We start from the raw sequence: 14,301 nt of genomic DNA on the forward strand, positions 1-14,301 counted from the left end.
GAATGCCGGGTCATTCCAGCCTACCTCTACCCCCAGCCCCAGGAGTTCCTTTGCAACCTACGGAAGCTACGCATTCCAATACCCCGCAGGAGACCAAGACAGTGCTGGTCACCGGCGCCACCGGTTACATTGGCGGACGCTTGGTCCCCCGGCTCCTCGAAGCCGGTCACAAGGTCAAGGTCCTGGTCCGTACACCACAGAAGATTGCCGATGTTCCCTGGCACGATCAGGTCGAGATCGTCCAGGACAGCTTGTCCGACGCCGGTAGCTTGGCGGGCGCTTTAAAGAGCGTGGATGTCCTGTATTACCTGGTCCATTCGATGGCCTCCGGCAGCGGCTTCGAAGCCAAGGAAGAATCGATGGCCAGGCTTGTGGCAGACGCAGCCGGGAAAGCGGGCGTGGACAGGATCGTGTACCTCGGAGGCCTGCACCCGGAGAACACCGAACTTTCCACCCATATGCGATCCCGGGAGACCGTTGGCCGGGTCTTCCTTGAGTCCGGGGTCGACTCCATCGTGTTCCAGGCCGGTGTGGTGATCGGTTCGGGTTCGGCTTCGTTCGAAATGATCCGGCACCTTGCTGAAACCCTCCCTGTCATGCCGGCACCCAGTTGGGTTAACAATTGTGTGGAGGCCATCGCGGTCCGTGACGTCCTCCACTACCTTGTGGCTGCCGCTGCGGTCCAGGAGAAACTGAATCGCTCCTTCGATGTGGGTTCCAGGGACGTCCTGAAGTACAAGGACATGATGAATGAGTACGCCGCGGAGCGGGGACTCCCCCGGCGGCTGGTGGTTGCGCTCCCGGTACCGGCCCCCAAGCTCGCGGGCCTGTGGGTTGCCTTGGTAACGCCCATTCCGTTGTCCATGTCGCTACCCCTGGTGCAATCGCTGCAGCACGACGCGGTGTCGCGGGAGCACGACGTCGACCGTTACATTCCACAGCCCGACGGCGGCCTGACACCTTACCGGCGCGCAGTCGCGTTGGCGTTGGGCAAGGAACGGGACGGGCAGGTGGAGACCACGTGGGCGAATGCGGGCATTGACGCCGATCCCCTGCCGAGCGACCCCGACTGGGCCGGGTACAAAGTGTTCCTTGATGAACGGACCTTCCACAGCGAAGCCAAGCCGGAACACGTGTGGACCATCATCGAGGGCATCGGCGGCAAGAACGGGTGGTACTCCCTTCCGTTGGCCTGGCGGGTCCGGGGTTGGCTGGACAAGCTACAGGGTGGGGCCGGACTCTTGAGGGGTCGGAGGCACCCCCGAACACTGAACACGGGTGAGGTAGTGGATTGGTGGCGGGTGGAGGCAATCGACCGGGGACACTTGCTGCGTTTGCGCGCCGAAATGCGGGCCCCCGGTGGCGCATGGCTTGAGTTGGCCGTGGAGCCCGATGGTGACGGCAGCCTCTATAAGCAACGCGCCATCTTCTTCCCGCGCGGCTTGGCTGGAAGGCTTTACTGGCTTGGCGTGTATCCCTTCCACGGGTTCATTTTTCCCTCCATGGCGCGCAACATTTCCGCTGCGGCCACTACGCTCCAGGAGGCCGGTTCAGGGGTGTCCACCCGGACCCCGTAGGATGTTGGGAGCTAAAAAACTCCACCACAACCATCCACGGAGGACCCATGGCCCTGAGTGCATCCACCACCCTGCCCCACAGCGTTGACCGCGTAGCTGCTGTCTTCGTCAACGAAGACTTCCTGCGTCACACCAGCGAATACGTGGGCGGCTCCTTGGAATCGTTCAATGTTGACGGCGACACCGCCGGCGCTTTCACCACCACCACTGTGCGCACGCTGCCTACCACCCGGCTGCCGGACATCGCCCGCAAGTTCGTTGGCGAAACCCTCAAGGTGACCCAGACCGAGAAGTGGGAAGCCCCGGCTGCCGACGGTTCACGGTCCAGCACGATTGCCCTGAAGATCTCCGGCGCTCCGCTCGACGTCACCGCCGTGCAGCGCCTGGTGGCCGAGGGCAGCAGCACCCGGATTGAGCTCGAAGGCAACGTCACCTCCTCGGTTCCGTTCCTCGGCGGCAAGATCGCCGATGCTGCCGAGCCCATGGTGGGCAAGGCTTTGGGCATCCAGTCGCAGCAGGCGCAGGCCTGGCTCGAAAGCCACTAGCGTGGAGATTCCCGCAATCCTGGCGGTCGTCCTGATCGTTGCCGGCGTCTGGTCCTTGGTGGTGTGGCCGCAGTTCCTGAAGCGCGTCATGAAGGACCCGCGCGCCCGGGATGCCGCCGGCAAGGCCACCAAGTTCCTCACGGTCCACGTTGTACTGGTCACCATCTCCATGGTGCTCGGACTCGCGACGGCGGCCATCGGGATCGCGGGCCTCGTCGCCTAGGTTTCACACGCTAAGTAGCAGCAGAGCGCGTAATGAGGGCTGATAACGCGCTTTGCTGCTACTTAGTTGGGTAGGATGGACATTGGTGTGCCGGGAAGTCTGGTCGGCGGAGTCGTTGTGCTCCCCTTTTGACCGACTGATTCCCGAAAATTAAGGAGCCCCCGTGCCCCAGCCCACCAGCCAGCCGCAGCCACCAGGCCAGTCCCGGAACCAGGGCGGCAAAGTCTTCTCCCGCTCCAGCTATCCCGAGTATCGCAGGATCCTGGCGATCCTCCGCACAGAGACGGTTGGCGGCGCCCTCCTCCTGGCAGCCACCGTCATCGCGCTCATTTGGGCGAACTCCCCCGCCGCGGAGGGCTATTTCGCACTCCGCGACATCAAGGTCGGCTACGAACCCTGGCATTTTGAGCTAAGCCTGGGTCGTTGGGCTTCGGATGGACTGCTTGCCGTATTCTTCTTCCTCGCCGGGCTTGAACTCAAGCGCGAATTCGTTGCAGGGGAACTCCGCAAGCCGGCCCGCGCAGTTGTCCCTGTGGCCGCTGCCGTTGGCGGAGTGGTGGTCCCGGCCCTCATCTACGTTCTCTTCAACCTCGGGACGCCAGGAGAAACACTCAGAGGCTGGGCTATTCCCACGGCAACGGACATTGCTTTCGCCCTCGCAGTGCTGGCCGTGATCAACACGCACTTGCCCGCCGCGCTCCGAACATTCCTGCTGACCCTTGCCGTGGTGGACGACCTCATCGCCATCGGCATCATCGCCTTCTTCTACTCCACCGGGCTCCAGCCCCTCATGCTTTTGGCAGCCCTGGTGCCACTGGCGCTCTTCACGTTCCTGGTCCAAAAGCGGATCCGCAGCTGGTACCTCCTGTTGCCCCTCGCCCTGGCTACCTGGGGTTTCGTCCATGCCTCCGGGATCCATGCCACAGTGGCCGGTGTGCTGTTGGGCTTCGCCGTTCCGGTTCTGGCAAGTGGCAAGAAGGGAGAACCGGCGGAGGGTTTGGCCGAGCACCTCGAACACAAACTACGCCCGTTCTCGGCGGGCTTTGCCGTGCCTGTCTTCGCGTTCTTCTCTGCCGGCGTGGCCTTGGGCGGCTTGGACGGCATGGGAGCAGCCCTCAGGGATCCGGTGGCCCTGGGCATTGTGGCTGCGTTGGTGGTAGGCAAAGCCGTGGGTGTCTTCGGCACAACGTTCCTGGTCACCAAAACCACCCGCGCGAGCCTGGATTCCAGCATCGCCTGGATCGACCTCTTCGGGCTGGCTCTGCTGGCGGGCATCGGATTCACTGTTTCATTGCTGATCGGCGAGTTGAGCTTCGACGCCGGATCCGCCCACAACGACCACGCCAAGGTGGCCATCCTGGCAGGTTCCCTGATCTCGGCGCTGCTGGCCGCCGTCGTGCTGAGGGCCCGCAACCGGCGCTACCGCCAGGTGCAGGCAGATGAAGAGCGGGACGACGACGGCGACGGCGTACCTGACGTTTTTGCCCGCGCCTGACGGGGAGGTACTGCAGTGGACGCTAGGCGGTGGCTTGGTTGAGCGCGTCCTCGGCAGCCACCCAGGAAATCATGGCGCACTTTACGCGGGCGGCGTAGCGGGCCACTCCTTCGAACGCGGCGGCATCGCCCAAAATCTCGGGGTCTGCCTGTACTTTTCCGCGTGAACGGAGAACTTCGCGGAAGTTCCCGATCACGGAGTGCAGTTCCTCCACGGACATGCCCTCACCCAGTTCGCTGAGCACCGAGGCCGAAGCCATGGAGATGGAGCAGCCTGCACCGTCCCAGCTGATTTGTTGGACGGTTCCGTCGGAGACCGCAAGCCGCAGCGTCACTTCGTCCCCGCACACGGGGTTCAGCTGATGTGATTGACCGGTGGACGTACCGTCCGGGGCATCCGTTTCCGCCAGGCCGCTGCCGTGCCGCTGCTTGGAATGGTCCAGGATGATCTGCTGGTACAACTGGTCAAGACTCATGATGCTTACTGCCTTTTCTGGGAAATCGTTGGTAGCGGCTGGGCGGCCGAAGGCCTGCGCCGCAGTGTCAGGCCTGGAAGTAGGCCCGGACACCCGAAACTGCGTCGAGGAAGGCATCGACGTCGTCCGTGGTGTTGTAGAGGTACGTGCTGGCGCGGGTGGTTGCCGTCAATCCCAAGCGGCGGTGCAACGGCTGGGCACAGTGGTGGCCCACGCGAACGGCGATGCCCCGATCGTCAAGGAACTGTCCGACGTCGTGGGCATGGACACCGGCGACGTCGAAGGCTGCCAGTCCGATCCGTTCGGAACCGGATGCCGGACCGACCACACGAATGCCGTCAATGCTTTCCAGGCCCTTGACGAGCCGCTGGCCAAGTTCAGTTTCCCACGCATGGATGCGGTCTATGCCGGTCTCGGTGAGGTAGTTCACGGCCGTAGCGAGCGCAACAGCCTGGGAGATGCGCTGGGTTCCGGCTTCGAACCGCTGTGGTGCCGGCAGGTACTCGGCCCGTTCCATGGTGACGGTGGTGATCATGGACCCGCCCGTCAGGAAAGGCGGCAGCACATCCAGGAGCTCCTGCTTCCCGTACAGCACACCGACACCGGTGGGGGCCAGCATTTTGTGACCGGAGAACACGGCGAAGTCGACGTCCAGTTCCTTGACGTCCACAGCCATGTGCGGCACGGACTGGCAAGCGTCCAGGACTACCAACGCACCTGCGTCCCGGGCCATGGTTACGAGCTCCGGTACCGGGTTGATGGTGCCCAGGACGTTCGATGCGTGGGTGAATGCCAGGAGCTTGGTCCGCTCCCCCACGATCTCAGCGGCGGCATCGAGCCGCAGCGTCCCGTCATCCGTTACAGGGATGTACTTGAGCGTTGCACCCGTCCGAAAGGCAAGCTCCTGCCAAGGGATCAGGTTGGCGTGGTGTTCCATCTCGGTGACCACGATCTCGTCGCCCGGATCAATCGCGAGGTCCTTCAGGGCGGACGTGCCACGTCCTTGGGCAGCCCACAGGGCCGCGTTGGACAGCGCGTAGCTGATGAGGTTGAGACCCTCCGTGGCGTTGGAGGTCCAGACGGTTTCCTCGTACTGCGCACCAATAAAGTCAGCCACGGTCTGGCGTGCATCCTCAAAGACCTCGGTGGCTTCCACCGCAAGGTGGTGTGCGCCCCGGTGTACGGCGGCGTTCCGTTGCTCGTAGTACTCCTGCTCAGCTTCGATGACACTGAGCGGATTTTGCGACGTAGCGCCGGAATCAAGGTAGATCAAGGGTTTGCCGTTGACCAGCTGGTCCAGCACCGGGAAATCGTTCCGGATCCGCAACACCTCCGCATTGTCCATGGCATGCATGGACCGCTGCAGTGAGGCGGGAGTTGATACGGCAGTCAAGGGGCGCTCCTTGGAAATCCTTCAGGGACTCCTCATTATCCCACGATGGCCCCTGACTTGCGGTGCCGAAGGTGTGCCGTACAGCACTTCAGCCGCCGGCCCTCCCGGGCACCCATCCCAGTGGTGGAACCATCCCGCTGTCGAAGGCACTCCGGAGCCGCTCCGCGAGCACCGAGGCACGGCGGCTCGCAGCAGTACGTGTCCTGGCTTCATAACCGCTGGCAGCCCGCGAATAGCAAAGGGCTGCATGGGCAAACTGCCGGTCTGCGGACAGGCTCCGCCCCGCCGACTCCAAGGTCTTGGGGTCGTTCTCCACCAACGCGTTCGCCAAGGTCCGCAGTGCCGCCCCGGCCGGACCGTGGACAGCAGCAGCCAGAGCGCCCAGGCGGCGCTGGATCTCAAGATCGTCGACGGCGGCGCTCCTCGAGTTGAGTGCCAGGAGGGACAACGCCTCCGCCTCCATCAAGAGGCTGCTTCGGGCGTGCAAGTGTTCTGCCAGCGCCAGTAGCTGGGTTGACCTGCCGGAGGCCTGGTCCTGCGCCGCCGCCACATACAGAGCAGTGAGCTGCGGCAAGAGGCGGGTTGGGTCCAGGTCCGCCAGGTTCCGGGCGGTTCCCTGGCCGGCTTTCTGAGCGGCCAGGCTTTGCCCGACCCTCCTCATGGCCTGCCGCGGATTTCCGCAAAGCGCCTCGGAGTAGGCCAGCAGGGCCGCAGCCAGGGCGAGTACAGGCGGCAGGCCGGCGTCGTGCAGTTCAGCGAGGACCGGCTCCAAGGTGGCGCGGGCTGCTCGCGGTAGACCTTGGCTGAGCTGGACATAGCCACGGGCAACGTCCAGGCAAGCCGAAAGGTGCAGCGGCAGGGTGTAGTCAGCCGGATAGTCCAAAAGCGGGTCCACCAATCCCCACGCCAAGTTGTATCGCAAGCTCATCACATGCCGCAGCAGCACGCCCGGCAGGAACATCGTCAAAGCCGGGTCGGCGCCGATGGCATCCATCGCAGTCGAGGACTTCTGCAACGCTTCCGGTGCCGCCCCTGAGAGCAGCAGCCGCTCCACTTCCCTGACACTCCATGTGATCAGCGCAGCAGGCTCCTCCACAGTGGACTCCGGCACGGTGGACTCCGGCACGGTGGACTCCGGCACGGTGGAAAGCGCTTCAAGGGGTGCGCCACCCAGCAGCCCCAGCGCCATAAGTCGGTGCGCGGCGTCCGCCCGCACATCAGGCGACCCACCCACGGCCGCCAAGTGCCGAAGTTCCGGAGTTGCCTCCCCGAGTTGGCCCTCGGCAACCAGCGCTCGTGCCCTAAGAAGTCTGGCCTCGTCCACGTGATCCGCCGCCGTCACTGCTGAAGCTGCTTTCATTGCAAGTTCTGCCGTTGACGGCACATCGGCGGCGGGAGCGGCTGCCAGGAGGAGCTCGTCGGAGAGCGTCAGACCGCAGTCGAGGGTCCAGGTCATCCATCGCAGCATGGCGGGCGCCGTCTCTGCAGTCAGGGCAGGTTCCTCCATGCCCAGCCGTAGTGCCATACTGCGGGAGCGCGGTACAGACAGTCGGATTCCTTCCCCTCTCAGCCAGGAGCTCGTCCGCACCAGTGGAGGTCGGCCCGCCAGCAGCCGGATGTCGTGGTTCGCGAGCAGGTTTTCCATGGCCCTCCGGCCGAAGTGGCGCTCCACGGCGTCAAGCGCCACGGGCTCTGCGAGCGCGATGAGTTCCAGGGCTTGGCGCTCCTCCGGAGGACGGGAGAAATTCTCGGCCCGGATATGCTCCACCACGCCCGGCCAATCGCAGTGGGCCCGGACATCGATGGTCCAGAAACCGTCCATCCGAACCAGGAAACCCGCGCGGCGGGCGTCATTGACCGCGAGGCAAAGCAGCCCGACGTTGAAGCCACTCATGGCAGCGAGGAGGCTGCTTGCCCGTCGCTGAACCTGTCCGCCCAGGAGGGCCTCGCACAGGGCATGCGCTTCACGGAAGCTGAAGGGCGGCAGGAAGTACTGTTCCAGGAAGCCGTCTTCCCACAGCTGATATAGGTCCTGCGGCAGCGGGTGGTGGCTTTCGGCCGTGGCCACCAGGGTTGCACCGAAACCGGGAATGAGTTGCAGCAGGACCGCCAGGGAAGCTGGATCGACGTAGTGGATGTCGTCCACCAACAGGACCAGCTGCGGCCGTGCCGGCTGGGCGTGCCGTTTTTTCCGGCGTCGTCCCAAGTGTGGTGTGTACAAGTAGTCGGCCGGCCCCAAGGTATTCGTGAGGGCCCGGAGTACGTGGAGGCCCGGCGCTACGGCCTCCTCAACTTCGCCTGCGGGAACGGCCCCCAATGCACCGAAGTGAAGCGCCTTAAGTTCCGGCTTCCCGCTGAAGGTGCGGACGTCCACGGTTTTGGGGAGTCCTTCTTTGACGGAGAGCAGAAGGTGGCTCTTTCCGGAGCCCCGCTCCCCCACCACCACTATGCCACTGGTGGACGCCGACGGAACGGCGGAGAGAATGAGGTCGACCAGCTGCGCCCTGTCCGGGAATTGTGATGGCCTCAGCCCTGCTGTGACGGTGTCTTCGTCCAGCCAGGGGTCCGGCAACATGCACACTCCAATAGCAGCAGGTCCCATGATGCGGGAGGGGGTGGGTTCCGCGATGAGCGGGGTCCCTGGCCTAGAAGCCGGCGGCGGCTGGGGGGAGAGTCTCGGTCTCAGAAGACTCTGTCGCCGCCGGCTTCGTACAGGGCCGGACCACCTTTCGGCGGCCGGAGCATCGGCTCGAGAGACCTCCGATGCGGGTGATGCGACTTTCGGAATTCCGGTGATGCTTGGGGCTGAACCGTTCTTCCAAGATCAATACTGCCGGGGCGCAACATGCCGTACATCAGTAGTTGGTACTCGAAAAGCGGGCGTCATTCGACCTCCCTATACTCTGTTGTACTCAGTCCTTGGGAGGGGCACTACTTGGTTTAGACACGGAATACCCGCGCATTACTCCATTGATTTGGCAAATTCCGCGGAATGGCGGGGCGGGTGGGCCGGGAGGCCGTTTTGCGGGTACTCAGGAGCGTGCGTCAGTGACGGACGGCGGCACCCAGGTCTTCACGCCGCCGGATACCCAATTTGGCGTAGCTCCGATACAAGTGGCCTTCCACGGTCCGCACGGAAACCATGAGCTTCTCCGCAATCTGACGGTCGGTCAGTCCCGAGACGGCCAGTGCCACGATGTCTTGTTCGCGCCTGGTCAGTGGCACGGATCGGTCTGCTTCGGTATGGGGGTCATGAACCCGGGCGTCGCCCAAGCTGGCCTCGCTGACATCGCGCAATACCGCTGCTTGGCGCGCCTCCGGGCGTTTGCCTTCGGCATCGAAGGTCACAGCCGCTTTGTCGAAGGCCACTGCGGCCGGTCCCGGCATCCCGGAAGCAGCCAGGAGGTTGCCCGCATTAACGAAACCTTGGCCCTCACCACGCAACTGTGCCACCGCCAGTGACTGCCAGCCGGCTGCCCAGCTCCCGGCCATCGACGACGCCGTTTCCTGGATGGACTCCATGGCCTGCACGTCACCGAGCTCCGCCCGGAGTACCAGGTTCTGCATCAGGACTCCCGGCAACCGGTGAAGATGTCCGGATTCGGGAAGCCGGCTCATTGTCTGCAGGCCTGTGCCTTTATTGAGAAGTTCCTGGCCTGCCAGCCTGAAGAGCTCCGCGAGCGCCTCCACGAAGGCGCCGCCGGAGGCATCCGCTCCCTGCTCGCTTCCCAGACGCTGGGCGAGCACCTGATTGCCGGACTTGGCCGCTGCGTAGAACGCCAAAGCATCGCCCAGGCTTCGCAACTGCAGCGGGTCGCGGACCCGTAGCGCTTCCACGGCGGGCGTCAGGAGTTCCGCAGCCTGTTCCAGGCGGCCTTGGCGCAGCAGTGACATGCCTTTGAGCGCGTCAATGCCTCCCCCGAAATAGATGAGTCCCGTGGCCGAACCGGCGGCGTAACGGTCAAGGGCAGTACCGGCAGCTTCCCATTCGCCGGATTCCAGGGCGGCCAGGGTGTAGCGCAGTAGAACGAAGTCGCTGAAGTACAGGAGGTCCTCGTCGTGTTCTTCCAACAAAAACAGGGCTTCCCGGCCAGCTTCCAGCGCCTGCACGGCCTGGCCCTCCACGGTCAGGAGCTCGCACTGCATCGCAAGCAGGAAGATCCGGTTCATGGCGTGGTCGGGCCCATCCGCTCCGAGCCCTTCCGCAAACCGCTCCAGGCCCTCGCGGAGTTCCTCATAGTGTCCATCGTTGGCAAGTGCCGCCAGTTCCAGTGCCCGGACGTTTCTTTCGACTTGCTGGACCACGGGGTCCGCTGTTTCCCGCTCACGGATCAGGGCCTTGGCCGTGGTCCGCGCATCGGCCACGATGTTCGCCGAGGCATCCCCTGCGGCGTTGCGCGCTGCAGCCCAAAGCAAGCCAGCTCCCACGGGTCCCGGTGGATCAGCGTCCAGGAAACCGGCCCTTTCCTCCAGCAGCCGCACGGCACCGCGATAGTCGCCGTCGTTGTAGTGGACCATGGCCATGACGGCGCGTGCACGCGCCCTCAGTGCTTCTGAGCGGACTTTGCCCGCCGCCGCCAGCGCCAAGGGGTTTTGGAGTATTTTTGCGGCAAGGAATGCTGCTTGCAGCAGACGTTCATCAGCGACGTCGTCACCACAGTCCAGTGCCCAGCTCACCATCCGAAGGAGTCCCTCTGGGGTGGACGGTTCCGGTGGCAATTGCTGGACCATGCGCTGGCGGATCTGGAGGCTGCGGGCAGGCGAGACGATCTTGCGGAGCGCCTCGCTGTACATGGGGTGCCACATCTTAAGAGGCCCGCCGGGCCCGTTGGCGGAGAGCACAAGCCTGCTGTCCATCAGTGCCCGCACGGTGTCCCTGCCTACCTGCGCGTCCAGCACAGAGGCAGGGACGGGCTCGGATAAGGCAACCATGTACATCGCCTCCCGCTCGGCTTCGCTGGTCCGGAGGACCCTGTTGCGGACTACCTCGGCAAGGCTCTCCCCGCTGCCGGACAATGCCCGTGTCAGGAGCCAGACTCCGTTGCGGCGGACCAGGTTCCCGTCAGTCTTTGAGTCCTCAAGGAGGCAGTGAAGGAGCAACGGGTTGCCCTCGGACGCGGAGTGCAGGACCTCCGCGGCGCTGGCCACCATGGTTCCCCCGAGGGTTTTTTCCGCCAACTCCGTGACAGTTTCCTTTTCGAGCGGGTGGAGCTCCAGCCGTTCTGCCAGTCCCTCATACCAAAGTTGAAGCAAGGCCGCCGGCAGTCCTGGCCTGGGCCTGCTGGTAGCCACCAGCCGGGCCCATCCAGCCGTGACCAACTCTGCCAAAATCTGTGTACTGCCTTCATCGAGGTCATGGGCGTCGTCCACGATCAGCAGCAGGCGCGCACCTTCGCCGCCACGCCGTTTCTCGAACTGCGACCAAAACAAGCGGAGAATAGCCACCGGTGATGTCGTTTGCTCCACGGGAAGATCCAGCAGGTACGGGGCAAGGACGCCATAGGGCACGGCGGACAAAGCGGGGCTGCCATGGACCCGCATCACCACCATTTCCCCGGCAAGACGGGCCGCGATTTCGGCTGCGAGTGCGGTCTTGCCGATGCCCGGATCCGCAACCAGGAGCACGGCCCCGGCACCTTCCTGCCGCAGGATCTCCATGGCGAGGTCCAGTTCGGCGTCCCGGCCTACAAGGTGCTCAGCCTGCATGGGCAACCCACACCATGCTTACGGAAATTGCGCGCCGTGGCTCATAGCAGCCCATTGAGCTCGCCCCGAGACGATACGCCGAGCTTGGTGAAGACCTGGTACAGATGACCTTCTACAGTTCGCACAGACACCCCAATATCCATCGCGATTTCACGGTTGCTGACACCCTTTCCGGCGAGTTTAGCAATTTGGCGTTCCCGTTCGGTCAACACCGGCGCGTCGCTGCGTGGCTGGATAGGTAAGGCGGGGACCGAATGTTCCAGCCGTTCAAGCCTCAACTGTGCCGTACGGGCCGCTGTTGTCTCGCCGGCGTCCCTGGCATAGTCCAGGGCCATGGCCACGCACCTGGCTTCGACCACCAGCAGGTCCAAGGATGCTGCGGCATCTGCGGCCGCCAGCAGTGAACGGGAACTCTTGGTCAGGGCGCCGCGCGCCAGGTCTCCGGAGATCTTGGCCAACGGTCCTTGCCGACGGCCGGCAATGTCTTCCAGCAGCCGGTAATCGTCGTCAGTGCCCTCCACAGTGGCGCCGAAAAGGTAGATGCCCGCTGTGGTGAAACGCTGCTGTTCGATGTCGCTGCGTACCCGGGCCAGCAGGCGCTGCTTCACGTCAGGGTCGCCCATCCACCGCCCAGCCATCTCGGCACAGAACTCAGCTACGGACTCGGAGAAGTACGTCCCTACTCCCCTGCAGGTTCTATAGAGGTCCAAGTACCGGCCGGCCTCCACTGAGTTGCCCAGTTGAGCGTAGGCGAAAGCGGTGGCTGCATAGGCCGCCTTGTTCATGTTCATGCTCGGCCGAAGCTCCAACTGGGCAACGGCGGAGCGCAGGGGTTCGATTGCGCTGGCAGGCTTGCCCGCATAGGCGAACGCGAGCCCGACGCCCAGCTCGGTGAGCGCACCACGGTACTGAAGGCGCGAGGACCCCGAGGGAGTGCGGCGCATGAGCTCGATGCACTTCCTCCATTGCCCGGACAAGAGGAGGACAAGGAACGCATGCCTGGCGAAAGATTCCTCCAACTGCGCAGCTCGGTCGGTGCTTCCCAAATGCCGCGAAACGGTCCGCGCGAGTTGTTGGGCTTCCAGCTCCCTGCCCAGCATGCAACGGGCCTCGATCAGGAAGAAGGAGGACTTGAGCCAGTGTTCGCGATCCTCCGCCGGATCCTTGGCCTGTTCCTCTTCCAAGGCCTCAATCATGGCGGCGTACTCGCCCATGTACGTTTGGTACTCGTAGCTGCACAGCCGGAGGCGGTTACGGGCTTTGACCATGGCCTCCGCAGGATAATCCGGCGCCTTGGCTTCGAGCGTTTCCAAGCCGGCGGCGATCACTCCCGGCACCATCGCGGACCGGCCATCAATCCACGTCATTGCCTGGCATTTTGCTGTGATGACTTCAGCGAACTCCAATGGCTCCAAAGCCTCGATGTGGGACTCCGAGACCTCATCCAATGCCTGGGCCGCATGCAGGGGTAGGTCCAACATGAGGTAGGCCGCTGCTTTCAACCGCTGCCCCGGCACCCATTCATCGTCCTTCGGGTCCAGTGACAAGGTGCACTGGATGGCGAAGTTGGGGTCGTAGTCATCCAACGCAGCCCGCCCGGCCGCAAGTGCATGCGCGGCCGACGGCGCGGGCTCGTCCTCGGAGGCATGCATCCACGCCGCGTAACTCAGGAGGTCCTGTGGTGCCAGGGCCTGCAGTTCAGGCTCTTTGGGGCCATGCAGCATCAACCGCAGCTCACGCATGCGACGGGTACTCAGCCAGCCGCGGACCACCTCTCCCACGTACGGGTCCCGGAGCGATACCCAGTGGTCACCGTCCTTTTCAATGGTCAGGAGGGCGGACTCTTCCATGTCAACCAGGACTTCGGTACCGAAGATAGCGGCCAGGTCCAACAGTGTGGCGCGCTGCGCACAGGCCAGGATCTCGACGACGGTCCTGCTGGCCTGCGGTTCGCGCGCCAGTCTGGAACGGACAAAGTCCTCCACCACGGTCGCGCCCTCCAGCTTGATCCGGTCCCGGAGCGTCCAGACGGAGTCGTTGAGGACCAGGTTGCCCGTATGCCGCTGCTCCTCAAGGAGCGCATGCAGGAGCATGGGGTTGCCGCCCACGGCGGAGTGCAGTGACCCCACCAGCGTAGAAGACACATAGTGGCCCAGGACGGAGCCCAGGACCTGCTTGGTCTGTTCCTCGCTGAGCGTGTTCAGGTGGACCTCGCCCAATGATCCTTCAAGGACGAGCCGATGAAAATCGACCGGGAGGTCGCTGGCGCGTTGCACGGTGGCGATGACCTTCGCGGTGCCGGTAGCCATGAGGTTCAACAGCACACCCGTGCTCATGGGGTCCATGCCGCCGGCGTTGTCCACAATGAAAACGGTGTCGCGGCCAGCGGCTTCTGTCCTGATCAGCTTGGTGACCGCGTGCAGGATACCCGTAGGTGAGCCCACGGCCCCTGAAGGCAATCGGGCCAACAGGAAACCGAGGCATCCGTAAGGGGTTTGGCCGCTGGCTACGGTGTTACGCAGTTGGAGGCTGTGAACTTTGGGGCCCAGTGAAGATACCACTGCCCTCGCCAGGCCCGACTTGCCGATGCCCCGTTCCCCGGTGAGGACCACTCCATAGGCGTCGGGCGATTCCAGATGTTTGCCCGCTTTGGACAAATCGTGGCTCCGGGCCAACAGTGACCATGTTTGACGGTCTGTTGGGCCGCCCACATGATCGGGAGCCGCAGCCCTCGCTGCGCCCCCACCGCTCCTGTTTAGCAACTCCGCCGACATCCGCATCCTTAGCTACACATCCGCGACAGTCCCCCACCGCTTACTTGCGTACCATGCACACTACCGCCGGGCGCCCGCACTTTGTAGGCCTTAGGGTCCCCGGGACCGTCAGG

The 14,301-nt window shown here is 64.0% G+C and carries 9 protein-coding genes; 4 read left to right on the forward strand and 5 right to left on the reverse strand.

Features of this window, described 5'->3' with window-relative positions; translation table 11 throughout:
• The first annotated feature begins 50 nt into the window (after positions 1 to 50).
• From ACLRGI_RS10925 to nhaA, 4 genes are all read left to right on the forward strand, one after another.
• Positions 51 to 1,577, forward strand: a complete 1,527-nt coding sequence (locus ACLRGI_RS10925; protein ID WP_419201680.1) for an SDR family oxidoreductase — start codon at positions 51 to 53, stop codon at positions 1,575 to 1,577.
• A gap of 47 nt (positions 1,578 to 1,624) precedes the next feature.
• Complete coding sequence (locus ACLRGI_RS10930; protein ID WP_419201681.1) at positions 1,625 to 2,122, forward strand: DUF2505 domain-containing protein; 498 nt, start codon at positions 1,625 to 1,627, stop codon at positions 2,120 to 2,122.
• Position 2,123: 1 nt separating this feature from the next.
• The gene (locus ACLRGI_RS10935; RefSeq protein WP_089594213.1) at positions 2,124 to 2,345 is read left to right on the forward strand and encodes an SCO4848 family membrane protein; all 222 of its coding nucleotides are present in this window, start codon (positions 2,124 to 2,126) and stop codon (positions 2,343 to 2,345) included.
• A gap of 163 nt (positions 2,346 to 2,508) precedes the next feature.
• Positions 2,509 to 3,840, forward strand: a complete 1,332-nt coding sequence (gene nhaA / locus ACLRGI_RS10940) for a Na+/H+ antiporter NhaA (RefSeq protein ID WP_419201682.1) — start codon at positions 2,509 to 2,511, stop codon at positions 3,838 to 3,840.
• Positions 3,841 to 3,862: 22 nt separating this feature from the next.
• Here nhaA and sufU read toward each other — a convergent pair whose 3' ends face one another.
• The 5 genes from sufU to ACLRGI_RS10965 all read right to left on the reverse strand — a co-directional run bounded on the left by sufU (position 3,863) and on the right by ACLRGI_RS10965 (position 14,188).
• Positions 3,863 to 4,315, reverse strand: coding sequence for a Fe-S cluster assembly sulfur transfer protein SufU (gene sufU, locus ACLRGI_RS10945; RefSeq protein ID WP_419201683.1), 453 nt, complete (start codon positions 4,313 to 4,315; stop codon positions 3,863 to 3,865).
• 67 nt (positions 4,316 to 4,382) lie between these two features.
• On the reverse strand, positions 4,383 to 5,708 hold the full coding sequence (locus ACLRGI_RS10950; protein WP_419201684.1) for a cysteine desulfurase: 1,326 nt from the start codon (positions 5,706 to 5,708) through the stop codon (positions 4,383 to 4,385).
• Between the two features lie 88 nt (positions 5,709 to 5,796).
• Complete coding sequence (locus tag ACLRGI_RS10955; RefSeq protein ID WP_419201685.1) at positions 5,797 to 8,283, reverse strand: AAA family ATPase; 2,487 nt, start codon at positions 8,281 to 8,283, stop codon at positions 5,797 to 5,799.
• Positions 8,284 to 8,753: 470 nt separating this feature from the next.
• Positions 8,754 to 11,414 (reverse strand): AAA family ATPase, encoded by a 2,661-nt coding sequence (locus tag ACLRGI_RS10960; RefSeq protein WP_419201686.1) that lies wholly within the window; start codon positions 11,412 to 11,414, stop codon positions 8,754 to 8,756.
• A 41-nt stretch (positions 11,415 to 11,455) separates the two neighbouring features.
• Positions 11,456 to 14,188 carry a helix-turn-helix transcriptional regulator gene (locus ACLRGI_RS10965; protein WP_419201687.1) on the reverse strand — a complete coding sequence of 911 codons (2,733 nt, stop codon included), beginning with the start codon at positions 14,186 to 14,188 and terminating at the stop codon, positions 11,456 to 11,458.
• Positions 14,189 to 14,301: the final 113 nt, after the last annotated feature.

Origin of the sequence: Paenarthrobacter sp. PPS72 (assembly GCF_048537125.1) — a bacterium.
Taxonomy (GTDB): domain Bacteria; phylum Actinomycetota; class Actinomycetes; order Actinomycetales; family Micrococcaceae; genus Arthrobacter; species Arthrobacter nitroguajacolicus_E.

Coding starts and splice junctions, on each gene's coding strand:
- ACLRGI_RS10930 (WP_419201681.1), top strand. CDS start 1,625: ATGGCCCTGAGTGCATCCACCACCCTGCCCCACAGCGTTGACCGCGTA.
- ACLRGI_RS10955 (WP_419201685.1), bottom strand. CDS start 8,283: ATGTTGCCGGACCCCTGGCTGGACGAAGACACCGTCACAGCAGGGCTG.
- sufU (WP_419201683.1), bottom strand. CDS start 4,315: ATGAGTCTTGACCAGTTGTACCAGCAGATCATCCTGGACCATTCCAAG.
- ACLRGI_RS10965 (WP_419201687.1), bottom strand. CDS start 14,188: ATGTCGGCGGAGTTGCTAAACAGGAGCGGTGGGGGCGCAGCGAGGGCT.
- ACLRGI_RS10960 (WP_419201686.1), bottom strand. CDS start 11,414: ATGCAGGCTGAGCACCTTGTAGGCCGGGACGCCGAACTGGACCTCGCC.